Source organism: Pectobacterium versatile, assembly GCF_020166435.1.
GTDB classification, from domain to species: Bacteria; Pseudomonadota; Gammaproteobacteria; order Enterobacterales; family Enterobacteriaceae; genus Pectobacterium; species Pectobacterium versatile.
Map to the genome: position 1 here is coordinate 352,240 of NZ_JAINZP010000003.1, position 22,550 is coordinate 374,789.

Sequence of the window (22,550 nt, forward strand, 5' to 3'; positions counted from 1 at the left end):
CTTGTTTTGGGACTAAGTAACAAAAATAGACTATAGAGAATCTGGATGGTACATTCCCGACTTTCTCTCCACAAGAAGTCACCGGTATGCAACCAGGTCACACAACAATGACTAATGACACCCTCACCAATGACGCGGTTAGCCAAAAAACATCGCCAGCGGAAAACCCCAACGATTCCGCGTTTGATCATCCGTGCCCGATCCGTGATGTGCTGGATCGCATCGGCGATCGGTGGAGTTTGTTAATACTAGAAGCGCTGGCGCAACAGACGCTGCGTTTTAATGAATTAAATCGCCATATCGACGATATTTCGCGTCAGATGCTGTCACGCACGCTAAAACGACTCGAAGCTGATGGGTTCATACATCGGACGATCTATGCGGAAGTTCCCCCGCGCGTGGAATACACGCTGACGCCATTAGGGCACTCCTTTTTGCAACCCATGCAGTTGTTGATTCAGTGGGCTGATAAGAACCATGCCGAAATTTGCCGCTCTCGCCGTCAGGCCAGACAAAACAATGCTTGAACGGCCATTTGACGCTTAATCAATGGCTCTCTCCAATCTAATGCAAGAACCGGGATGTTGAACTACCGGACGGCTCGCATTACGAATTTATGCTGTAACGCCTCCGCAGGTTACCCAGCAAAGAGGCGCTTGTTCTACCGGTTTACGTCGGCTGTCGACTCATTAAGCAACGTGAGGTAGCGTGACCCCGAAATGTTCCTGCCGGTGACCACGCAGACGGTTTTGCGCCCGCGAATCTCTTTCGCGTAGCGAATGGCTCCCGCGACGGCAGGCACCCCAGAAGGTTCGACAACATGGCGATGCAGATCGAGCATTGATCGCATCGCGGCTTTGATTTCGTCTTCTGATACCGTGAGTACGCGATCGACACGGTCACGAACCAGCGGCCAGGTCATTGCACTGGGCTCTATGTAGCCACTGACGCCCTCGGCGATGGAGGGAGCCAGATCGACGGGAAGTGTTTCACCGGCTTCTTTCCAGCGAGCGAACGTCGGACTCGCTTCACTTTGTATGCCCCACACTTCGATAGCGGGGTTGATTGCTTTGGCCGCTGTCGCAATCCCTGAGACCAGCCCGCCGCCGCCGATATTCACCAGGATGATCTCCGCATCCATCCAGTCTTCCATAATCTCAAGACCGACGGTGCCACCGCCTGCAATCATATGTGGGTTATCGTAGGCCGAAACGAAGGTGGCACCAGACTGTTGTGCAGCCACTATTGCCGCCTGTCGCGCGTCTTCGATGTCATCAAAGAACGTAATACGCGCACCACAGCCTTTCATGGCTGCGACTTTCATGGGATCTGCCGCGCGTGGCAAAAAGATGGTTACGGGGATGCCCGCGACCTGCCCAGCATAGGCGAGCCCTAACCCGTGGTTTCCTGCCGTTGGGGCGATGACGCCAACGCGGCGCTGTTCTGCATCCAGATTGGCAAGAACGTTTGCCGCCCCCCGTAGTTTGAAGCTACCGGTCTGCTGGAGGTTTTCCATTTTGAGTCGAATTTCTGCACCAACAAGAGCGGATAATTCCTGCGAGTGGTCTAGCGGTGTTCTGCTTATTGTTGCTTTGATCTGCTGAGACGCAGCGTAAATGTCCTTCAACGTTACAGAGTCGGTTGCCCTTTGATATTGGTCTGTCATAGTATTTCTCTATCAGCTGTATATGGAAATGACTATATAGGTATTTGGCTATATGAACAAGCAGGCAACGACAACGGCCGATCTATTACGGGCGCTCGGCAATGAACAGCGGCTCATCATTCTGGAGTGGTTGGCCGATCCTCGGGCACATTTCCCAGAACAGCAGGATGGCGATCTGGTTAAGGACGGGGTGTGTGTAGGGTTTATCACTGAGAAGATCGGCCTGAGCCAGCCGACTGTCACTGGCCATCTTCAATATCTATCGAAAGCCGGAATTGTCACATCGAAACGCATCAAAAACTGGGTGTTCTACAAACTCGTCCCTGAGCGCTTAGACGAGGCAACCACCGCATTATCTGAGCTTGCAAAGCTCGCCTCTCGTCAGCAGTAAAGGGCGCTAAAATTATTACTTTCCCTGCGATTTTGGCCTGGCTGTGCGTCCCCGCGCAGCAGGTTTGACGGGCACCGTTTGGCCGTATTCTATCCACCATGCGGTTAACGCCTGCATTGTCGGCCCAAGCCCGCGAGCCTTATCCGTAATTTCATACTCGACACGTGGAGGCACTTCCGCGAAAACGGTGCGAGATACCAGACCATCCGTTTCCAGCTCGCGCAGTTGGGCCGTCAGCATGTGTTGCGTAATGCCGGGTATCGCTTTTCGGAGCTCTCCGAAGCGATAAATCCGTTGATTGAGCAGCCACATAATTTCTAGTTTCCACTTGCCTGCCAGCAGCCCAAATGCACGGCGCATTTCCTCGTGCATGTTGATCTCAGGATCGCCATTAGTCTTATTTTCCATACTAACCATCACTATTTCATCCTACTTGCGGTAATTCATGTTAGCAGACATTCTGCACCAACGTTGGAAAACACCTTTGAGGAAATGTCATGCAAGCACACTATATTTACTGGATCAGTACCGCACTGTTGTCACTGCTGTATATCGCCTCAGCGACGATATATATCACCAAAAGGGAGTGGGTTCGCCAGACCATAATTAATTTTGGTTATCCCGGTTATCTTGTGCCGATCCTCACCGCAGTGAAGCTCCTCGCTGTCGCTACCATCCTCTCCCGCATTAGCGTGCCGCTCAGCGATCTGGCCTATGCGGGCATGTTCTTTCATCTGCTTCTTTCGGCTATTGCGCATATTGGCGTGCGCAAACCTAGCGGCGCATTACCCGCAGGACTGGGGCTGGTCTTTTTGCTCGTTTCATTTACCACCCAAAATACTGCGCACGATACTTCTTCACCCTATGGCGGCGTTATCGCGGGGCAACACCTGACGTTCAGCGGACAGGGGAGCGCGCACTGAAGCGCCTGAGTCTGGTAAGCCGTCGGTTATTACTGACTCGCTTACCTGCCGATGGCAGCCTTGTTTTTTGACATTTCACATCTTGGTTATTCATTTTGATAAATACATAAAGGTGCAACATGAAAGTGACATTGTTCGGCGCGACGGGGAAAACAGGGCGTTATTTAATCGCCGAAGGCCTTAAACGTGGAATTGAACTGACGGTGTTTGCGCGCACAGGTTCTTTATTTGACGATCCAAACGTCCGTGTTATTCGCGGTGAATTCACTGACAAAGAAGCGCTGAAAAATGCGATTCAGGGTGCAGATGCTGTGTTGTCCGCGCTTGGCCCAACCGCATTCAAGCACCCTAAAGCGTTACCGATTACCCGAGCGATGCAATCCATTATTACGGTGATGAAACAGGAAAATGTCACCCGCCTGATTGCTATATCGACCGGAACGGCGGCTGACCCAGACGACGGTTCGGACTGGAGAATTCGGTTGCCTGCATGGTTGATCAAAATAATGATGGCGAGCGCTTATCAGGACATTATTGCTCTCGCAAAAACAATCCGCGCCTCGGAATTAGATTGGACGTTGGTCCGCGTCGCCTTTCTTAATAATAATCCTGCGTCGAGTTACCTCAACGTGGGGCTTTATGGTAAGACCAAACACACCATGATGTTATCCCGGGAAGAAGTAGCGACGTTCATGTTCGATCAGCTATTGGATGGACAATTTATAAACATGGCACCGGGAATTAGCACCGGATGAAATACGTCTAGATTATTGCTCCAGCATGAATGTAGTCGCATTGCTTCTGATTCATTATTCGTCCAAATCAGTCGGTTTGGATCGTATCTAACCAGTGAGTGACCGTTTCGGTCGTTTTTCTTTCCTGATCGGATTCAATGACGAGTGGCTTTCGCCATCGGTTCCCTGGCGTCAGGGCGGCAAGAATATCCTCGCTGTTGCCGAGGCCGTATCCCCCGTGGGTAATGAAAGGAATGAGTATTTTTCCTGTCAGGTTATGTGAACGAAGAAAGGTTTGCACGATAGGAGGAACGGTCGTCCCCCAAATGGGGAAACCTAAATAAATCGTCTGATAGCGTTCGATATTGGCGACGTTATTTTTTAATGGTGGTCTTATTTCGCGGTCACGTTCGTCTTTTGCCTGCGCCACGGTCTGAAAATAATCCTCTGGGTAGGGATTCGCAGGCTCAATTTCAAAAAGATCGGCTTTCAGGCTGCGATGAATTACGCCTGCGATGACCCGCGTATTACCGCTTCTGGAAAAGTACGCGACCAAAATTCGGCTATTGATGGGCTTATTTCTGGCGTCGGCAGCGGTGGACGGCAGAGCGACGTTCGCCAGCGTTAATCCTGCCAATGCGGTAATCAGCATCCTTCGAGTGGAATCATGTTCGTCAGTCATGGCCTTAGGTTCCTTATCGTTCCGATGATGGACAAGTTTGATGTGTTACTCGCTAACTGGCTGTTTTTGTGACTGGTGTGATGAGTGCGATTACCGCGCTGGCTGCGGTAAACAAGGCGATGATCCACGCCATGGTCCACGGCGTCCCATCGCTCAGTAGCGCAAGCAGCAAGGAGGAGATAATGCCGCTGCCGTACTGTAGCGACCCTATTAATGCTGACGCTGAACCGGCCATGTTTGGCACCGCATCAAGTGCGGCGGCTGTTGACGTTGCGGCGATGATGCCGTTCATCGAAAAGAACACGAACACCGAGACCACAATCAGAATTATTCCACCGATATGCAGTTTCGTGCCAATAGCCAGAATGAACGATGCGGCGGCTGCGATCAGCACGGCAAATTTAAGCAACTTCTCAAGCGGATAGCGCTGAACCAGACGACGGTTTACCACGCTCATGCCCATCACGCCGACGATATTCAGCGCAAATAGCCAGCCGTAATGCTGTGGATCGATACCGAAGTAGGTGATGTAGACAAAGGCCGAACCGGTAATAAAGGCGTAGGCGGCAACATAATAGAACGTCAGGCATAAGGTGAAACGCATGAAGTTCGCGTTCGTCAGCAGGGCATAATAGTTGCGAAAGGCGCTGGGCAACGACGCTTTCACTCGCCTGTCTGCTGGAAGCGTTTCAGGCAGCCAGCGTAATGAAATCAGCATAGCGATGCCAATCACCGCCAGCAGCCAAAAAATGGCGTGCCATGATGTCACTTTGATCAATTGCCCGCCGAGTAGCGGCCCGGCAATCGGCGCAATCGCCATCACGATCATGAGTGTTGAGAGCATTTGCGCTGCGCGAGTACGGCTAAAGAGGTCGCGAATCATCGCACGAGCCAGCATCGGGCCTGTACATGCCCCCAGCGCCTGAAAGACACGCCAAAAAACGATCTGCGGCATGTCCGTAGACAGGGCGCAGCCGACGGAACCGATGATAAATAGGACCATACCAATAAACAGCGGTATTCGGCGGCCCAGATGATCGCTTAACGGGCCCCAAATCAGCTGCACGATGCAAAAGCCGATTAAAAAGCCGGTGATGGTTAGCTCTGCATTCCCCTGTAAATCCTCCGCCATGATGGGCATAGCTGGTAAATAAATGTCTGTCGATAAAGAGGTAAACGCCATCAGTGCACTGAGAATGGCAATAAAAAATAGCCCTGACGTTTTTTCTGAGCGCGTCTGAATTTGAGTCATATCTGTCCGTTTGGTTTTATATTCTTTGGATTATCTACTGGGATTACGCCCCGTGATAATCGTGCGCGACTGGATAGACGTTATGAATGACGCTCATAAATCATTGGTGATTTATAGCGGGAAAGGGGCGCTGTCGCCCCGAATTCAAAAGGTGCATGTCTGATCTGTTATCGGGTGGCCTGTTTCCACTTTGGTAGTCGGGTAAATGCGATGGCGACAAGCACCATACCGCCAGCCAGAAAAAAGGTGAACTGCATGCCATTCGCGAGGGCAGCGGGTGCAGCATGGGTAAAATCTTCCGTGCCGACCCCTAAAGCGAAAACCTGCCCCATGATCGAGGCACCGGCGATCAACCCAATATTGCGCGACAGGTTGAGCAGGCCAGAAACGGTACCGCGCTGGTTTCCGGGAACCTCGGCAAGGGTGGCGGTGTTGTTGGCCGCCTGAAAGAGCTGGTAGCCCGGCGTCAGGACAATAATGGCAAGAATGTATCCCGTGACGCCGAGCAGATTGGGCAGGATCGCCAGCATAAAGGTGCCGGTAACCACGAGAGAGAGCCCGGCGGTGAGAGCCCGTCGAAACCCCCAGGTATCAACCAATCGCCCTGATGGAATCCCGCTAAAGGTCGCAACGGCAGGGCCAATGGCCATCACCAGTCCCACCAGCGTTTCCTTCAGTCCAAGACCCAGGCCAAGGTAGTAGGGGCCAACGATTAACGTCGTCATAATAACGGCGGTGACGGCCGCATTGATCGTGAGATTCAGCAACAGCGTAGTGTTCCATAACGACAATCCCCCTGAGAGCGACGCTTTTTCCTTTACCGGTGTGGCTGGCAGTAGAGTAAAGGCCATGAACAGAACGATCGTGACCAGCGGGATCTGTATCCAGAACAGGCTACGCCATCCTGCTATCGCAAGAAGAAACCCTCCGACAGAAGGGCCAAGCGCAGTACCCAGTGCGGACACCGTTCCTACTATCCCCATTGCTCGCCCGACATGCTTTTCCCCAGCCGTCTGCCTCAGCAGTGCCATGCCGAGCGTCATCAGGAAGGCAGCACCGATCCCCTGAAATGCTCTTGCCGCGATAAGTTGCCACAGTTGGGGGGCAATGGCGCATAGTAGCGAAGCGATGGCGAAGAGCCCAAGACCAGTGATGAACACGGGCTTCAGCCCATAGAGATCGCCAAGGCGACCCGCGATCACAACTGAAAGTGCCATGGCTGCAAGATAGGCGATCACCACGGCCTGCACCTGCGCGAAGGGCGCTGAAAATACCGCTGTCAGCGTCGGAAGGGCAATATTGGCAATGCTTGTCCCCAGCGAGGCTGACAGTATTGCGAGCGCCAGTGTGAGGGTGATCCCCGGTTTGGCCTGATCTGGTTCGTCCGGTTGGTTAATTGTCATTTTTTATCCTTGTCAGAATGTGGGTTCCAGAGCATGCTACGAATTAAAGTCGACTTGAGGTCAAGCATGAAATTTCTGGATATAGGCGAAATCGCGGAGAAGAGTGGAATCAAGCCTTCGGCGCTGCGTTATTACGAGGAGATTGGGCTGATTGCGTCGGTGTCTCGGAATGGGCTCCGGCGGCAGTTTCCTGCTGACGTGCTGCTGCAACTCAGGCTGATTACGATGGGGAAATCGGCGGGGTTCTCACTGCAAGAAATCGCCGGCATGTTTAACAAGGATGGGATGCCGGACTTGCCCCGCGCCGCGCTGCATCAGAAAGCCGACGACATCGATCGGCAAATTCAGGAGTTGAAGGTATTGCGTGACACGCTGCGGCACGTCGCCGACTGTTCTGCGCCATCGCATATGGAATGTCCGACGTTCAGGAAGCTCGTTGAAATCACGCACCGAAGAGGCCAGATGCAGGATAAAACGCGTAAACCAGCCACGCGAAAGGCGCCTAAGAAGACGAAAAAATAAAGCGCAATCCGCTGGCCGTGGCGAATGTACCTATGCTGGCGGACCCGCACACACCGGATATGCAACCGGTTTCTTATTTCTGTTCATGTCCTCTTTTTTCCTCTAGAATTTCTGCAACTCGGGTCGAGCTGAATCAAATCAACATCAGGCAGGCCCACCACATTAAAGAATCATCATCGATAAATAATCAGCATTGATAAAGGATAAGTGCCATGAGCGAAAGATTTCCGCACGGCTTTATGTGGGGCGGGGCAACCGCAGCGAATCAGGTTGAAGGGGCCTACAATATCGACGGCAAAGGGTTGTCGATTGTGGATGCTATTCCCGGTGGTAAAGCGCGTTTAAACATCGTTGCTTCCGACGCGTTTGACTTCACGCTGGATGAACAGCGTTACACCTATCCTAACCATAAAGGCATCGACCACTATCATCGCTTTCGTGAGGATATTGCGCTGTTTGCCGAGATGGGCTTCAAATGCTATCGCTTTTCTATTGCCTGGACGCGCATCTACCCGAACGGCGTTGAGCAGCAGCCCAATGAAGCGGGGCTGAGTCACTACGAACAGGTGATTGATACCTGCATCGCCCACGGCATTGAGCCCGTAATTACGATCTCTCACTATGAGATGCCGCTGCACCTTGCCACCGTTTTTGGCGGCTGGAAAAACCGTGAGTTAATTGCTCACTTCGAGCGTTTTGCCCGCACGGTGCTGGAGCGCTTCGGCCACAAAGTGAAGTACTGGATGACCTTTAACGAGATCAATAGTGCTGCCCATTTCCCGATCATGAGTCAGGGTCTGACAGTACAAACCGGCGCACTGGAGCCACAGGCGAAATTCCAGGCGTGGCATAACCAGTTTGTTGCCAGCAGTCTGGCGGTGAAAATTGCGCATGAGACCAATCCGCAGATCCAGATTGGCTGCATGATTCTGTTTGCCACTAACTACGCTTATGACTGTAACCCCATCAATCAGTTGGCGGCGCTGAAAGAGACTCAGTCATTTAACTTTTACTGCGCGGACGTGCAGGCGGGCGGGAAATATCCCTACTACGCGAAAAGCCTGTGGCAGTCGCTGGGCGTCACGCTGGATATTCAGCCGGGGGATCTGGAGTTGATTAAACAGCACACCGTCGACTATATCGGCTTCAGCTACTACATGTCTTCCACCACCTATAAAACTGACCCGAATGCGGCGACGGCCCACGGTAACCTGCTGGGCGGGGCTCGCAATCCGTTCCTGGAAGCCAGCGAATGGGGCTGGGAAATTGATCCGGTAGGGCTGCGAATTGCGCTCAACCAGTTGTATGACCGCTATGAAAAGCCGTTGTTTATCGTCGAAAACGGGTTGGGTGCGGTAGATAAGCTGGATGAAGATCGCTACATCGCTGATGACTATCGCATCAACTATCTGCGTCAGCACATCGAAGCGATGGCAGGCGCGATTGCTGACGGCGTTGAGTTGATTGGATATACCCCGTGGGGCTGCATCGATCTGGTCAGTATGTCTACCGGTGAGATGAGCAAACGCTACGGCTTTATCTATGTCGATCTGGATGACACGATCTCCGGCAGCGGCAACCGCTATAAGAAGAAATCGTTCCACTGGTATCAGAAAGTGATTGCCACTAACGGTAGTGATATCAGTTAACTGGCATACGGGCTGGCGTGTTTGTCTGCCAGCTTTAGCGCATTTTTCCGGCGGGAACATTTTTTTCTAGCATGTGGCTGCGCCGGATATTTTTTGTCTCAGCAGTTTGTGGGAGCCTTTGCGCGGGATTGTGCGTCAACGAACGTTGGACAAGACAGAGTCGATAAATGCACGCAACTTAGGAAGAACCGTTCGTCGGCTAGGGTAGTATAACGCCAGCCCAGGGAATACAACGGAGAAGTCATCTAAAATGACCTCAAGTGTTCCTGCGTGGATGTGGCGTGCAACAATCGAACGTGGTAGTCGAAATAGTCCAACCCCCTGTTCGGCTGCCTGGATACAGGCATTGACATCGTCTAGTATCAATGGCCCCCGAATAGGAACGACATGCCGTTTCCCCATCACACTAAACGCCCATTCGTTAAGTACGACGTCGGCCTGACGAAATACGATGCACGGAAGATGACGGATATCATCCGGTAGTGAAGGTCTGCCGTGGCGTGTCAGTAGCGAGGGGGAACCGACAACCACCTGTGGTTCTTCTGCTGTTAGTGGAACGGCGACCATGTCCGCCTGCACATAACTGCGTGGGCGTACACCTGCGTCACACCCTTCGGCGATGATATCCACCAATCGATCATCCCCGATGAGCTCTAATTGCACCCCTGGGTTTGCGGCCAGAAAGCCAGAAACAAAACGTTCTGTCAGAATGGGAACGCTCGCTTTTGGGACACTAATGCGCAGGAGGCCAGTGGCCGACTTGCTTAAACTGCGGGCTGATTCAATTCCCTGAAGCACTTGTTGGGCCGCAGGCCGCACCTGAAGTAACAGCCGCTCTCCAGCCTCTGTCAATCCGACGCTTCGGGTTGTGCGTACCAATAACGCCACGCCAACGCGTGCCTCGAAGGTGCGGATCGCTTGACTGACTGCCGATGGTGTTATGCCGAGACGTCGCGCTGCCGCGCGAAAACCCCGTTCTTCTACGACGGCCAGAAATACCACCACGCCATCTAAATCGCTTCGACCAATTGTGTAGTTCATCTACACAGTGTGAGTACTTAACGTGGGATTATCAAGTACTGCATTATGGGTGAAGATACCTTTCCTCGTTCCTCTCTTAAGGAAATGTTATGATCTCATCAACCACCACAGCTCGCGTTTATAGAATTGAAAAACTCGGAGGCCTTGAGGGTCTTGTTAGCGGTTTTACTCCCATTCCTACTGCTGGCCCAGGTGAAGTTCTTGTGCGTGTTCGTGCATCCTCACTGAACTATCGGGATATTATCATTCTGGATGGCAACTACTTCCTACCAGTGCCTGCGGGGAGAATTCCGCTTTCTGATGCCGCTGGAGAGATTGTCGCGATTGGGCCTGATGTCACTCGATTTAGCCCTGGCGATCGGGTCACCAATTCATTTATCCCTGAATGGCTGGATGGGCCGTATACCGGAAAGGGCTCAAGCTATTCTGCTGACACTGACGGGTGGCTGACAGATTATCGCGTGGTACAAGCAGAGGCACTGATCCCTATTCCAGACGACTTAGGTTTTGAGGAAGCCGCTACGTTGCCTTGTGCAGGTGTTACGGCATGGTCGGCATTGAAAGGCGTGCTGCCGAGTGACACGGTGCTCACGCAGGGTAGCGGTGGTGTTTCGCTTTTTGCCATACAACTGGCGAAAGCAATGGGCGCCCGGGTGATAGCAACCACCTCAAGCGATAAAAAAATTGAGCAGATCAAAGCACTCGGTGCCGATGAAATTATTAACTACAAGACTCAGCCAGAATGGTCACAGCGGGTGCGGGAGTTGACGGCTGGAAAGGGTGCCGATCGTATTATCGAAGTCGGTGGCCCTGGTACTTTCGAACAATCGGTAAAAGCGATCGCTATTGGTGGACAAGTTTCAATGGTGGGCGCATTGGCAGGTATGCAGGGTGGGGTGGAGTTTATGGCAATGTTTTTAAGCCAAGCCCGCTATCAGCCAATCGTCGTCGGCAGCCGACAAGATCTGGAAGATCTCTTACAATGTGTGACGCAACACGCCATTCGTCCCTGCATCGACAGCACCTGGGATTTTGACGATGCTAAGCTTGGCTTTGAGCGACTGGCGGGCCGCAACGTTTTCGGTAAAGTGGTGGTCAAGTATTGATCTTCATAATTAATCTGCGGCTTCCGCTGCGCATTGGCTGACAGCCAGCGTGCAGCGAAAGCTAGCCTTTACACCGATTCACAAAGCGTAACAGCGGTGCACAATGATTTTCACTGCTGTTTAATGACACCTAATAAAGCTCATCGTTCCCACAGCCACCTGGTGTGATTATCTTCCCAGTTCTTCTCTTCGCGCGTCACGTTTTAGCGCCAGTGTCCAGCATAGAGCGGCCAATAATGAAAGCCCAATTGCGAGGCTAATCGCAAGATTGATGCTGTCTCTGAGCGTTCCGGCCCCGGTCAGTACTGTACCGAAAATCGCCACGCCAAACGCAGAACCCGCTTGGCGGCTGGCGTTCAATACTCCCGCCGCTATGCCCGTTTGTGATTTATCAATTACATTCATCAATGAAGCCGTCACCGCCGGTGTGATGATGCCAGCACCGAACCCCATTGCAGGAAAATACAACGCAATCCGCCAGTAAGGCTCGTTATCTGCTACGGCATAAAGGCCAAGAAAGCCGACCGCATACAGGAGGAATCCTCCGCCAACGAGGTGCAATGTGCTCAAGTATCTGCTTAGCGGCCCGGAGGCAAAACTGCCGAGAGTGACAAAGAGAGTCAGTGGTAGAAAGGCTAGCCCCGTCTGTAAGGGAGTCCAGTTACGGATAGTCTGGAAATACAAACTCAGGAGAAAAAAAAGTCCGTAGAACACCAGCGCTGAAACCAGAGAGATGAAAGCCGCTGCGGAAAACACCATGTTTTTGAAAAATCGTAGAGGCAGCATTGGCTGCCGTGCGCGGGTTTCCGCCAGCATGAATAGTCCCCAAGCGATAACCGCCACAACGCTGCCTGCAACTATTCGTAAATCCCCCCAACTGAGCTTTGCACTCGCGGTAAGAACGGCTACGGTAGATGCCAGTGCAACAATTGCCAAAATTTGCCCTACGCCGTCAGGATGGTGGACGGAACGAGCAGTCACGTTCTCAATTTGGACGCGGGTGGTAAGCCATACACCGGCCAGAGCCAGAGGAACATTAACCAGAAAAATGCAGTGCCATCCAAAGTAGTGAGTCAGCACGCCGCCAACAAGAGGCCCTGCCGCCATCGCGATACCGCCAAATCCAGCCCATTTTGCAATCGCGCCAGCGCGTTCACTTGCGTCAGGATAGACACTATTGATGAGGGCCAATGAGCAGGGGACAAGCAAGGCAGCTCCGATGCCTTGCAGCACTCGGGCAAAAATAAGCGCCAGAAGTGTCGGGGAAAATCCACATAGTGCCGATGCTGATGCGAAAATTAACAGCCCAACAAGATAGATTTTCTTCACGCCCAGCCGATCGCCGAGCGCGCCTCCGGTTAGCAGCAGGTTGGCAAATGTTAAGGTGTAGGCGTTAACCACCCATTGTAAACCTGCTACACCAGCATTGAGGCTGGTGGATATCGGTTCGAGGGCAATATTCACAATCGACGTATCGAGGATGACAAGGACGTAGCTGAGGCACGTTGCCATCAGTATGCGTCGATGCTGGTCTGTCTGGACATTCATACCAATCTTACTCTGGTGTATCTATGATCGATTGACTATAGCTGGTTGTGCTTCGAGAATGATTCGCTGTGTATCGAACTATACCTATGCTGGGTGTACGAAGGCCGAGGGAAGCTACCACGATGTCTACTCATAATATTTCCACTATTGCTCATCTGATTGCTGAGCCGGTTCGGGCAGTCATGTTGATCACGCTTTCAGATGGCAGCGCGCTGTCTGCGAGGGCGCTTGCCGAAGCGGCAGGCGTGACGGCCCAAACCGCAAGCTCTCATCTCGCCAAACTACTCGATGGTGGATTGCTCACTATGCAGCGCGATGGACGACCGCTATTACCGTCTTGCTGGCCCTCATGTCGTGGCTGCGCTGGAAAGCCTGGCTGCTGCTGGGCCTGCCGAAATGGCCTGGCGCACAACCCCGAACCGTTCCGCCAGAGAACTTCAGTTTGCTCGCTGCTGCTATGACCATCTGGCTGGTGAGATTGGTGTTGCCATCACGCAAGCCATGCTTGAACGCCAGTTGATCGTGAAAAATGGTGAACGCACATATGTACTGACTACCAAGGGCTATGGTTGGCTGGAGAGTGCCGGACTTGACAGTGGCAATCCGATTTTTGAGCAGGAAGACCATGCCCGTCAATGCCTTGACTGGACGGAAAGGCAGCATCATATAGCTGGTCCACTCGGGGTTTATTTGATGGATGCTTACATTGCCTGGAACTGGATGAAGAGGCATCCCGGTAGTCGTAAAATTTCAATTACAAAGTCCGGATGGGCGGCACTACAGGCGCATTTCGGAATTGAGCTGAGGGTATGAGTTGCTGAGGAATTCAATCCTCATGGACTTCGCTACCGAGGATTCGTGAGCGGCACACATCCAGAATCTCATCGGCGAGGGCGGAATAATCTGGACAGGCACGCGATAACACAAGCGCACCGACAAGATGCGCAATGGTGTTGATGAGATCGGCACGCGTGCCGCCGCTCGGCCCATTTTCATTCGCTAAAAGTGCCAACTGGTTTTCAATTCCAGTTGCAAACGTTGCCTTAATTGACTCGGACTGACGCGCTGCATCGGTGCTCAGTGCAGACATCACGCAACCCTTTCCCATCGAATCACGATGCTGTCGGGAGAGGTAGTATTCGACAAAATCTTCCCGGCCCACACCCACCGTACTTTCTGCCGAGCGGGAAAAACCGCAGCTCATCGCTTCCTCCATCAAATCGGCCTTGGAACCAAAGTGCTTATAAAACCCGCCATGCGTTAAACCTGCGGCTGACATGAGTTCAGCGATCCCCACGCCGTCATAGCCACGTTCACGAAACAACACGGAGGCAGTTTCAACAATACGCATTCGATTTTCGCGAACCTTCTCTTTCGACACTTTCATCGTTTCCCGACCCTTTCTTAAAAAGTTATGCCACAAGTATACATTGATGATGACCATAATCAAACTGATTGACTTTTTAGATTTAGATCATCATCATTAAATTCAACTCATCACACATCACTTAGCAAGGGAATAGACATGACAAACCCACAATTATTTCAACCCTATAATCTTGGGCCAATAACGCTTACCAACCACATTGTGATGGCGCCGTTAACTCGTAACCGCGCCGGAGCGGGTCTGGTACCCAGCGAACTGGCAGCGACGTATTACGCACAGCGTGCAACTGCGGGGTTGTTAATTACCGAAGCCACGCAGATTTCAGCACAAGCGCAGGGCTATCAAGATACTCCGGGGATCTACACACCAGCGCAGATTGAAGGATGGCGTAAAGTGACTGACGCGGTTCATGCAAAAGGCGGGCATATCTTCGTACAGTTATGGCACGTAGGGCGTATATCTCATGTTGACTTACAACCGGGCGGCGCTGCACCAGTGGCACCTTCAGCCATTCGGGCTGAGACTAAAACGTTTGTGAACAATGGGTTCTCTGATGTTTCTGAGCCACGTGCGCTCGAACTGGGAGAAATAAAGCACATTATTGAAGATTTCAGAACGGCATCAGCCAACGCCATTGCTGCTGGGTTTGATGGTGTTGAGATTCATGGCGCGAATGGTTATCTGCTGGAGCAGTTCCTCAAAGATGGTGCTAACCAGCGTACGGATGAATACGGCGGTTCTGTAGAAAATCGTGCACGACTGCTGTTAGAAGTCACTGCCGCTGTTATCGATGAGATTGGTGCCGAACGTACTGGTGTCCGTATTTCGCCGGTTTCACCTGCGAATGCGATTTCATGCAGTGATCCACAGCCACAATATGACTACCTCGCTGAACAACTCGACACATTGGGCATCGTATACCTCCATGTTGTTGAAGGTGCAACGGGAGGGCCGCGTGACGTATCACCGTTTGATTACGGTTCTCTGCGCCGACGCTTTAAAAATACCTATATTGGCAACAACGGCTATAGCCTGACGTTGGCGTCAACTCAGTTGTCTGAAGGTAAAGCAGACCTGTTTGCTTTCGGGCGTCCGTTTATCTCGAATCCAGATTTGGTCGAAAGATTAAAGACTGGCGCACCTCTTATAGCACTGAACCCTGAAACACTTTATGGCGGTGGCGCAGAGGGATACACCGATTACCCGTCGCTTTCCGATGTCAGCAAGTAGTTCTGTGAGCGTCACTGTTTTCTATACACCGCACATTGCGGATTCTGTTTACTTATTAATAAAGAAAATAAATCTATGACCAAATCTTCAGTTCTCATTACAGGTTCTTCTACAGGTATTGGCGCAGTTTACGCTGAGCGGTTTGCACGCCGAGGTCACGATCTTGTGCTGGTTGCTCGTGACAAAACAAGACTCGATACCCTTGCAGAACGTCTGCGGCAAGAAAATGGCATTTCTGTCGACGTTCTGCCTGCTGACCTCACGCAAACGAGTGATTTAGCTGTGGTCGAAGCTCGCCTGCGTGAAGACACGCGGATTGGCATTCTTATCAATAACGCGGGTATCGCGCAGTCCGGCAGTTTTACAGAGCAGACGCCCGATTCGATAGAAAGTCTTATCGCGCTTAACGTCACTGCCCTGACGAGACTTGCCAGTGCTGTGGCGCCACGATTGGTAAAAGCCGGAGAAGGTTCGATCGTCAATATCAGTTCCATCGTCGGACTTGCCCCGGAATTTGCAATGACGGTTTACGGCGCGACCAAAGCCTTTGTCCTGTTCTTGTCTCAGGGAATGAATCTGGAGCTGTCATCCAAGGGTATTTATGTTCAGGCGGTACTTCCTGCTGGCACTTATACGGAAATTTGGGAACGTGCGGGTATCGACATCAGTAATTCGTCAAAATTCATGGAAGTGGGCGAGTTAGTGGATGCCGCACTGGTTGGATTTGATCGCCGTGAACTTGTCACCATCCCACCTTTACATAATGCTGCACGCTGGGACACCCTCGATGCTTCGCGTCAGGCTTTGCTTTCAGACATCAAACAAGATGAAGCCGCAGAGCGATATAAAGCGCTTTAGTCGATAAGTGACACTCTGCAGAACACTGATAATGCTTTTTGAGGTTGTTCTGCAGAGAGATATACCTCAGGTAAGTGGCTGGGGTGAGTAAGGACAAATTGGCTTAGCCAATTTGAACGCGGCTTGTTTGGCAGCCCTTCGGGCAAGGCTCAGAAATGAGTCGAGTATTGCCAACGCACAAGCAGCTTGAAGTATGACGGGTATAGCTTGTCATCTCACCACTGATACGATAAACCCCAAACGGCTTATGAAGGTTATTTCAGCATGACAAATAAACGTGTAGCACTGGTGACGGGGGCCTCATCAGGTATTGGCGAGGCATCAGCTAACCAACTATTAGCAGCAGGATATACGGTCTATGGCACGAGTCGACGCGGCTCCCAGGCAGGTAAACATCCTTTTCCTTTATTGGCGCTTGATGTAACAGACGACGCGTCCGTTGAGGCCGCTATTGATGAACTGCTGCGACGAGAAGGCCGGATCGATATTCTGGTGAATAATGCGGGCTTTGGTGTTGCTCCAGCGGCAGCGGAAGAAAGCTCAATCGAACAGGCTAAGAGCATTTTCGACACAAACTTTCTCGGTATAGTTCGGCTGACTCGGGCGGTAGTCCCTCACATGCGACGTCAGGGCAGCGGTCGTATTATTAACATCGGCTCGATACTGGGCGTTATTCCGTTGCCGTATGTGGCACTCTATGCCGCCAGTAAGCATGCGGTCGAAGGGTATTCGGGAGCACTGGATCATGAACTGCGCACTCAGGGCATCAGAGTGTCCGTCATCGAACCTGCCTACATAAAAACGCAATTTGAAGTTAATAATATAGAGCCGGATGCGAAGCTTGGTGAGTATGAAATGATTCGGGCTAAGCTGACGAAAGTTGTTAGTAAGGCAATGGCAGAAGCGGAAAGCCCAGAATTGGTGGCTGAAGTGGTTGTTAAGGCTGCTAAGACTTCACATCCAACGTTGCGCTACACAGCGGGAAAACTGGCAGGGAAATTAAATTTTTTGCTTAGATTTGCGCCTGCAAAATTTCTGGACAAAGTCGTGCGTAACAGTCTCCAACTGGACACGAAAGAATAAAAAATGAAATTTTTCCATTGGTTATTCTGACTTCTATTTTTTTATCCCGACCACGGTATAGATGTTTTTATCTGAGTCTCGTTTAACCTCGTGGGGAATTATTTTGAAATATGTCCAGGCCGCCTTTCCTTAAAAGCGGCTTCGATATTTAAAATATTTCACTTTGTTACAAATGTCAGGCCGCCCTTATTCATCAACAGAGTAGGGACAACAGATATGGTTTTTTTGTAGGTTGTCATATTCTCCGTCTGATTTAAGTAATCCTGAAAATGTGGCGTTCGCCGATGTGCTTGATAGGCGTCTTCGCTTGCATAAATTTCATAAAAATACCAACGGGTTGAGTTGCCATTTCCAGTAACGGCGTACATTGCCATCACACCATCTTCAACGTTGAGCGACTGCGCCATTTCAGGAAATACAATATCTCGAAAAATTTTATCGAATTCGGGTTTTACATCAACGATGACTAGATTGTTAATCGTTTCCCCATTCTGCACGATTTTTTTGTCACCTAGGAATTGCGGTGTGACGGTAATTCTTCTTTTGTGTTCAGCCTGTATTATCTGAGGGGAACGGTGCAGAAATTCTTTGTATTGTGGTGAGTTAATATGTTTTTGATAAGCGTTTTCATCAGCATATATCTCGATCATATACGCCGTTTCAGGATGGTTTTTTTGCTTTAAGGAAAACATTCCCAACGTGCCGCTTTCACCGTTTATGGACGTAGTGATGTTATTTTTAGCAACCTCATCGTAAGGGATAGTTTGGCCTTGTTTAATCCCGAGCTCAAAAATATTGAACACTGGCGCATCAGATATTCTCAGTTCTTGCGCAAAAACGGAGCAGCTTAAGGCAAGAGACACTGTAAGAATGAGTTTTGTTTTCATAGCCTACCTGTTGAGGCGTTTTTCAGTTGTGCCTATTATTGAAGTGGTAACCTTGGTCAGTTACCACGCCAGCGAGATTTCAGTCATTGAAATATGATGCAGAGAAGAGATTAGCTCATCGGCTCGTTTGATGATGAATTGATCCTGTTCTATGGTTGGCTTCTCCCCTGCACTGAAGACACTGGCTGAGTGAGGCAAAACCTCCCACGTGACTTTTCCCGTGTGCTCTTTTTCATTCAGCCTGGTGATTTTGCACATTCGCTGCAATCATTTTCGGAGTAAATTCGCGGATCTCGTATTCTGCTTGATTTGGATAGTAAGAATCCTCATGCAGAATTGTCTCCAACTCATTACGGTTTTTGGTTTGAGCAATAATTACGCCTGAATGTTCGCGGTCTGCATAAGGCCCGATAACGAGAAATTTTCCTGCATCAAAATATTTCTTGAACCACTCGACATGCTTGGGAAAGAGCGTGCCATGTTGCTCAGATGAGACATCGGTATTAACGGTGATGTTGATAATATACATTTCTCTTCCTTAACATTCAGACGGCCAGTTCCAGGGTCATTTCTTTTATCGCGTCGATCAAGCGTGCTGCGTGCTTTGATACCATAACTTTTTGCTCGGCGGTTTTGGCGTCATCACGACCCGCGTAGCTGATGCCACAGGTATAAATTGGTTCCTGTAAATCCAAATTGCACAGTGATGCTGTGGTTTCAAACTGAGCGAGGTAATCCTTAACGTTATGCATGAAGAAACCTTCTGGCGAGTACAATTCCTGTGGTGCACCGGTAGTAAAAGACACAATGAGTTTTTTACCGCCGAGTTTGGCTGTTGAGCCATGCGCGAAACCATGAACGAATACCAAGTCGATCCATAATTTCATCAAACCCGGTACTGAGTACCATGAAAAAGGGAACTGCCAGACAATCACATCCGCATTGAGCAGCGCGTCCTGCTCATCTGACACATTAATTTTGAAGTCAGGGTAAAGTGAGTCAAGACGACGAATTTCGGCCTCCGGCAGGGCATTCGCAACATCGTTAAGAATAGAGGCATTGCCTACTGACTCGGCAAGATTAGGGTGACCTGAAATAATTAAGATTTTTTGCATTTTTTATTTATTAAACAATTGGTTGGTAATGTGTCTACTATTGTAATATTTTTTTATTATATTGATTAGAGCATTAATAGCTTAAGGACTTTTAGCTTCTATCTAAGAATAGCAATCGCTGCTTAATCCTATTAAAATTTGCGAACGGTAAATTGTGGATTTTTCGGTTAAATGGGGACAAGGGGATCAAACTCTGTAGCCGTATTGGCATTCTATTCTACTGATAATAAATGAATTAAAGAGTTAGGGGGGACGTCGATACTCGCACTTTGCATATAATTAGGTCATCATTGGCTCAATGATGACTGATGGAAATTAACAATGACGGGTATCTTGGGCAGCGATAAGCAAATGAATAGCATTGTTTATAATCAAATACGTATCTTCCAAAGTATCGCCCGCGAGGGGAGCATTTCAGCAGCGGCAAGGAAACTGGGTATTACACCGCCATCTGTCAGTAAGGCATTAAAGTTGCTTGAGCAGCAGACTGGGCATCCACTTTTTATTCGTACAACCCGACGTATTGAGCTCACAGATACCGGCCAGCAACTTTTGCAGCAAACTTTAATGGCAGTGGAGTCTATTGAAAGGGCAGTGGAAAACATCAGGGAAATAAATCAGGCCCCTTCAGGGCTCGTACGCATTACAATATCACGATTCGCCTATTTACTTATTTTAAAGCCTTATATGGCTGAATTCTGCCAATGTTATCCTGAAATTCAGCTTGAAATATCTGTATATGACGGCACTATCAGCCTTATCGATGAGAGGTTTGATTTGGGGATACGTTTTGGGGATGTTCTTGAAGGAGGTGTTGTCGCCAGACAATTAGTGAAACCTTTTCGTGAGGGTCTGTATGCTTCAGCAGATTATCTTGCAAAGCATGGGACACCAAAGTACCCCGCAGATTTACACAGACATCGACTTATTGGTTATCGATTTATCACCAATAATCGTATTTTGCCTTTGATACTGGAAGATAAAAATGAGCAATTGACAGTAGATATGCCTTTTCAATTAATGAGTAATGATATCGAGGTTATGGCTGACGGTATACGTCAGGGACTGGGGATTGGTAGATTGTTCGAACCCATTTATAAACTCCAGCCTGATAAAGAGAACTTTATTCCCGTTATGGCGTCGTATTGGAAAAAATACCCACCAGTATATCTTTATTATTTAAAAAGCATTGGGAAAACAAAAAGAATAAAAGCCTTTGTCGACTTTATTATTCAGAAAGTGGATGGCGTCAATGAATGACTTTATCGATTTAATTTAATCGTCGTGTAATAGTCGATATACCCGCCATACTTCAAGCTGCTTGTGCGCTGGCAATACTCGGCTGATCTCTGAGCCTCGTCCTAGGGTTGTTATCCTCTCCGAAGCCGAATTTGTCGATGCTGCGAAGGCGGCTCTTGCCGAATTCCCTCTTGCTAAAGTCGGTGTGATTGATTGGAAGGTCATCCCATTCGGGCCGTTCACTAACTGGGAAGCACTATTCGCTTCAGGCAACGTCTGAATTTCAATCCCTGCTCCGTCTTTCGACCTGATGACGTGATCATCGACGTCCTTATTTGCTGGCTACGGCGCTCAAGAACTTGGGTGCGCTGCATCATCCCGCTGCCAACTGGCCTGAAAACGTTGTGACCGAGAGGCCACGTCACGGTAGTCGACGCGGCTGAATTCATTAGTATTTTCTCCTGAACGCTTTAGGCTCGGCTGTTCATTCGCTCGAACATGGCCTCGCCCATTTGACGGGTTTGAGTAGAAATCCCGACCAGAATCTCGTCCTTGCCTTCGGCAAAAGGTGTGCCGACGGTGACATAGAGCGATCTGCGTGCACACCTTCACATCCAGCAAGCCGGGCTAGGTGTTGCGGATACCTCAAGAGGAGAGCTACCGTTAGATGAAACGGCGACCGGGCTACCATCCGGACAGCACTCTTTCGACTCTCGATCGTTATCAGGATTTGGGGCAGATCACAATGGGCATGTTGGGGATAAGCATCTGAATGACCATCATTTAGCCTGAGTGCTGTATTGAATCTTGAAGTAGGTCAGGGCAATGAACGTATTTTATTCATATTGCATACTGACCTGTTTGTGGCTGTAACTGATAAATCCATGCCGTGATTTGCTGGCCTTCCGCCGTAGTAACCACAACCTCAACGCGATCGTACCCCTCTTCAAATTCATCCAGCATTGCCCAGTGTGGCTCAAGGTTATCGGACAAAAACAGGTAGCCGCTGACGTGCTGCCCGTTATCATCAAGTACGATCCCCGGAAAATCCGCAGCAGCGCCCCAGCCACGCTCATGAAATGTGCCTGTTACGTAACCTGGCAGCCATTCTCCACCGACGTTTTCCAGAATATATGCATTAGCCTGGCCCAGACGGAGTGTACCGTAGACAAACAAGCGTTCCATTTTCCCTCGTCAATCAAAGTAGTGAATACCCAAAGGGTGAATAATAATGCTCAAATTAGGGGGTAATGACGCGGTTCGCAACAGGTTCCTCACTGCGTCATTGACCAACATCATTGGTGGTCAGAGGATGAGCTTAGAAATACCACAGAAACGGTTTACCCATTGAGTATTCTAGAAATGATCTCTGTTCTCCAATAGCCATCAGTCGTTTGCTGGCGCTTAAATTGAGCGTAAGCATGTTAGGCTGGTCCGTCCTTTATAAGGACGACTGAAATGATCAACGACTCAATTTTTTCGCCATTCCCTTTCTCACCGTAATATAGCGAAGGCAGGAAACGAGATAAAAAAGTGAATTCAGTGTAACAGTGTCGCATTAACGCCAGTCCAACCTCATCTGTAGGATGAGTGGGATCATCATTATTACTCATGCCAAGAATAAAGCGGCTACGCAGCACATATCCAAATGACGTATCTCGGGTAACATGTAGCATCTGTCCATCCAAGGATCGCCCTCGCTGTCCAGTTCAGCCTCTTCCCCGAAACCTATCCTTGCGGCAATAATTGCCAAAATGTCGTCATCAGTTATTGTCTTCTCCACAACCTTTTCGCTGAATATTGATGCAGGATGATGAAACTTCAGACGTGACTA

At 50.0% G+C, this 22,550-nt stretch carries 25 protein-coding genes and 1 pseudogene; 13 read left to right on the forward strand and 13 right to left on the reverse strand.

Features of this window, described 5'->3' with window-relative positions; translation table 11 throughout:
* Window positions 1–86: 86 nt before the first annotated feature.
* Window positions 87–527 carry a winged helix-turn-helix transcriptional regulator gene (locus K7X24_RS06385; protein ID WP_224553757.1) on the forward strand — a complete coding sequence of 147 codons (441 nt, stop codon included), beginning with the start codon at window positions 87–89 and terminating at the stop codon, window positions 525–527.
* Window positions 528–661: 134 nt separating this feature from the next.
* Here K7X24_RS06385 and K7X24_RS06390 read toward each other — a convergent pair whose 3' ends face one another.
* Window positions 662–1,666: a threonine/serine dehydratase gene (locus K7X24_RS06390; protein ID WP_109226037.1), complete on the reverse strand. Its 1,005-nt coding sequence runs from the start codon at window positions 1,664–1,666 to the stop codon at window positions 662–664.
* A gap of 52 nt (window positions 1,667–1,718) precedes the next feature.
* On the opposite strand from K7X24_RS06390, the gene K7X24_RS06395 reads away from it, so the two are divergent.
* A complete protein-coding gene (locus K7X24_RS06395) occupies window positions 1,719–2,057 on the forward strand; it encodes an ArsR/SmtB family transcription factor (RefSeq protein WP_103862011.1) in 339 nt (112 codons plus the stop codon).
* A 15-nt stretch (window positions 2,058–2,072) separates the two neighbouring features.
* Here K7X24_RS06395 and K7X24_RS06400 read toward each other — a convergent pair whose 3' ends face one another.
* Window positions 2,073–2,465, reverse strand: a complete 393-nt coding sequence (locus K7X24_RS06400) for a winged helix-turn-helix transcriptional regulator (RefSeq protein WP_125232553.1) — start codon at window positions 2,463–2,465, stop codon at window positions 2,073–2,075.
* Window positions 2,466–2,554: 89 nt separating this feature from the next.
* Here K7X24_RS06400 and K7X24_RS06405 point away from each other — a divergent pair, with 89 nt between their 5' ends.
* Both K7X24_RS06405 and K7X24_RS06410 read left to right on the forward strand, forming a co-directional pair.
* Window positions 2,555–2,980, forward strand: a complete 426-nt coding sequence (locus K7X24_RS06405) for a DoxX family protein (RefSeq protein WP_039540880.1) — start codon at window positions 2,555–2,557, stop codon at window positions 2,978–2,980.
* A 119-nt stretch (window positions 2,981–3,099) separates the two neighbouring features.
* A complete protein-coding gene (locus K7X24_RS06410) occupies window positions 3,100–3,735 on the forward strand; it encodes an NAD(P)-dependent oxidoreductase (RefSeq protein ID WP_107333072.1) in 636 nt (211 codons plus the stop codon).
* A gap of 67 nt (window positions 3,736–3,802) precedes the next feature.
* Here the strand turns inward: K7X24_RS06410 and K7X24_RS06415 are convergent, their stop codons facing one another.
* The 3 genes from K7X24_RS06415 to K7X24_RS06425 all read right to left on the reverse strand — a co-directional run bounded on the left by K7X24_RS06415 (window position 3,803) and on the right by K7X24_RS06425 (window position 7,051).
* Window positions 3,803–4,396 carry a flavodoxin gene (locus tag K7X24_RS06415; RefSeq protein ID WP_116362869.1) on the reverse strand — a complete coding sequence of 198 codons (594 nt, stop codon included), beginning with the start codon at window positions 4,394–4,396 and terminating at the stop codon, window positions 3,803–3,805.
* A gap of 52 nt (window positions 4,397–4,448) precedes the next feature.
* Window positions 4,449–5,648, reverse strand: coding sequence for a multidrug effflux MFS transporter (locus K7X24_RS06420; RefSeq protein ID WP_224553759.1), 1,200 nt, complete (start codon window positions 5,646–5,648; stop codon window positions 4,449–4,451).
* 167 nt (window positions 5,649–5,815) lie between these two features.
* The gene (locus tag K7X24_RS06425) at window positions 5,816–7,051 is read right to left on the reverse strand and encodes an MFS transporter (RefSeq protein WP_224553760.1); all 1,236 of its coding nucleotides are present in this window, start codon (window positions 7,049–7,051) and stop codon (window positions 5,816–5,818) included.
* A 66-nt stretch (window positions 7,052–7,117) separates the two neighbouring features.
* Between K7X24_RS06425 and K7X24_RS06430 the strand changes: the two genes are divergently transcribed.
* Both K7X24_RS06430 and K7X24_RS06435 read left to right on the forward strand, forming a co-directional pair.
* Entirely contained in the window at window positions 7,118–7,573 is a 456-nt protein-coding gene (locus tag K7X24_RS06430) for a helix-turn-helix domain-containing protein (protein WP_224553762.1), read from the forward strand.
* A 212-nt stretch (window positions 7,574–7,785) separates the two neighbouring features.
* Window positions 7,786–9,222 (forward strand): glycoside hydrolase family 1 protein, encoded by a 1,437-nt coding sequence (locus tag K7X24_RS06435; RefSeq protein WP_224553765.1) that lies wholly within the window; start codon window positions 7,786–7,788, stop codon window positions 9,220–9,222.
* Window positions 9,223–9,357: 135 nt separating this feature from the next.
* Here the strand turns inward: K7X24_RS06435 and K7X24_RS06440 are convergent, their stop codons facing one another.
* Window positions 9,358–10,263, reverse strand: coding sequence for a LysR family transcriptional regulator (locus K7X24_RS06440; RefSeq protein ID WP_224553767.1), 906 nt, complete (start codon window positions 10,261–10,263; stop codon window positions 9,358–9,360).
* An 89-nt stretch (window positions 10,264–10,352) separates the two neighbouring features.
* Here K7X24_RS06440 and K7X24_RS06445 point away from each other — a divergent pair, with 89 nt between their 5' ends.
* The gene (locus K7X24_RS06445) at window positions 10,353–11,369 is read left to right on the forward strand and encodes a zinc-dependent alcohol dehydrogenase family protein (RefSeq protein ID WP_224553769.1); all 1,017 of its coding nucleotides are present in this window, start codon (window positions 10,353–10,355) and stop codon (window positions 11,367–11,369) included.
* A gap of 168 nt (window positions 11,370–11,537) precedes the next feature.
* Here K7X24_RS06445 and K7X24_RS06450 read toward each other — a convergent pair whose 3' ends face one another.
* The gene (locus K7X24_RS06450) at window positions 11,538–12,881 is read right to left on the reverse strand and encodes an MFS transporter (RefSeq protein WP_224553771.1); all 1,344 of its coding nucleotides are present in this window, start codon (window positions 12,879–12,881) and stop codon (window positions 11,538–11,540) included.
* A gap of 218 nt (window positions 12,882–13,099) precedes the next feature.
* Here K7X24_RS06450 and K7X24_RS21985 point away from each other — a divergent pair.
* Both K7X24_RS21985 and K7X24_RS06460 read left to right on the forward strand, forming a co-directional pair.
* Window positions 13,100–13,177: pseudogene (locus K7X24_RS21985) on the forward strand (transcriptional regulator); the annotation flags it as partial.
* A gap of 55 nt (window positions 13,178–13,232) precedes the next feature.
* Window positions 13,233–13,730: a hypothetical protein gene (locus K7X24_RS06460; protein ID WP_224553876.1), complete on the forward strand. Its 498-nt coding sequence runs from the start codon at window positions 13,233–13,235 to the stop codon at window positions 13,728–13,730.
* Between the two features lie 13 nt (window positions 13,731–13,743).
* Here K7X24_RS06460 and K7X24_RS06465 read toward each other — a convergent pair whose 3' ends face one another.
* Window positions 13,744–14,304: a TetR/AcrR family transcriptional regulator gene (locus tag K7X24_RS06465; RefSeq protein ID WP_224553773.1), complete on the reverse strand. Its 561-nt coding sequence runs from the start codon at window positions 14,302–14,304 to the stop codon at window positions 13,744–13,746.
* 138 nt (window positions 14,305–14,442) lie between these two features.
* Between K7X24_RS06465 and K7X24_RS06470 the strand changes: the two genes are divergently transcribed.
* The 3 genes from K7X24_RS06470 (at window position 14,443) to K7X24_RS06480 (ending at window position 17,475) form a co-directional block, all read left to right on the forward strand.
* The gene (locus K7X24_RS06470; protein WP_224553775.1) at window positions 14,443–15,534 is read left to right on the forward strand and encodes an alkene reductase; all 1,092 of its coding nucleotides are present in this window, start codon (window positions 14,443–14,445) and stop codon (window positions 15,532–15,534) included.
* Between the two features lie 75 nt (window positions 15,535–15,609).
* Window positions 15,610–16,392 carry an SDR family NAD(P)-dependent oxidoreductase gene (locus K7X24_RS06475; protein ID WP_224553778.1) on the forward strand — a complete coding sequence of 261 codons (783 nt, stop codon included), beginning with the start codon at window positions 15,610–15,612 and terminating at the stop codon, window positions 16,390–16,392.
* Window positions 16,393–16,656: 264 nt separating this feature from the next.
* The gene (locus K7X24_RS06480) at window positions 16,657–17,475 is read left to right on the forward strand and encodes an oxidoreductase (protein ID WP_224553780.1); all 819 of its coding nucleotides are present in this window, start codon (window positions 16,657–16,659) and stop codon (window positions 17,473–17,475) included.
* A 158-nt stretch (window positions 17,476–17,633) separates the two neighbouring features.
* On the opposite strand, the gene K7X24_RS06485 is transcribed toward K7X24_RS06480, so the two are convergent.
* The 3 genes from K7X24_RS06485 to K7X24_RS06495 all read right to left on the reverse strand — a co-directional run bounded on the left by K7X24_RS06485 (window position 17,634) and on the right by K7X24_RS06495 (window position 19,477).
* The gene (locus tag K7X24_RS06485) at window positions 17,634–18,362 is read right to left on the reverse strand and encodes a putative quinol monooxygenase (protein WP_224553782.1); all 729 of its coding nucleotides are present in this window, start codon (window positions 18,360–18,362) and stop codon (window positions 17,634–17,636) included.
* A gap of 232 nt (window positions 18,363–18,594) precedes the next feature.
* Window positions 18,595–18,891 carry a YciI family protein gene (locus K7X24_RS06490; protein ID WP_224553784.1) on the reverse strand — a complete coding sequence of 99 codons (297 nt, stop codon included), beginning with the start codon at window positions 18,889–18,891 and terminating at the stop codon, window positions 18,595–18,597.
* A gap of 16 nt (window positions 18,892–18,907) precedes the next feature.
* Window positions 18,908–19,477 carry an NAD(P)H-dependent oxidoreductase gene (locus tag K7X24_RS06495; RefSeq protein ID WP_224553786.1) on the reverse strand — a complete coding sequence of 190 codons (570 nt, stop codon included), beginning with the start codon at window positions 19,475–19,477 and terminating at the stop codon, window positions 18,908–18,910.
* A gap of 351 nt (window positions 19,478–19,828) precedes the next feature.
* Between K7X24_RS06495 and K7X24_RS06500 the strand changes: the two genes are divergently transcribed.
* Window positions 19,829–20,737, forward strand: a complete 909-nt coding sequence (locus K7X24_RS06500; protein WP_224553874.1) for a LysR family transcriptional regulator — start codon at window positions 19,829–19,831, stop codon at window positions 20,735–20,737.
* An 819-nt stretch (window positions 20,738–21,556) separates the two neighbouring features.
* On the opposite strand, the gene K7X24_RS06505 is transcribed toward K7X24_RS06500, so the two are convergent.
* Both K7X24_RS06505 and K7X24_RS06510 read right to left on the reverse strand, forming a co-directional pair.
* Window positions 21,557–21,901: a gamma-glutamylcyclotransferase family protein gene (locus tag K7X24_RS06505; protein WP_224553788.1), complete on the reverse strand. Its 345-nt coding sequence runs from the start codon at window positions 21,899–21,901 to the stop codon at window positions 21,557–21,559.
* Between the two features lie 239 nt (window positions 21,902–22,140).
* Entirely contained in the window at window positions 22,141–22,392 is a 252-nt protein-coding gene (locus K7X24_RS06510; protein ID WP_224553790.1) for a DAPG hydrolase family protein, read from the reverse strand.
* Between the last annotated feature and the right edge of the window lie 158 nt (window positions 22,393–22,550).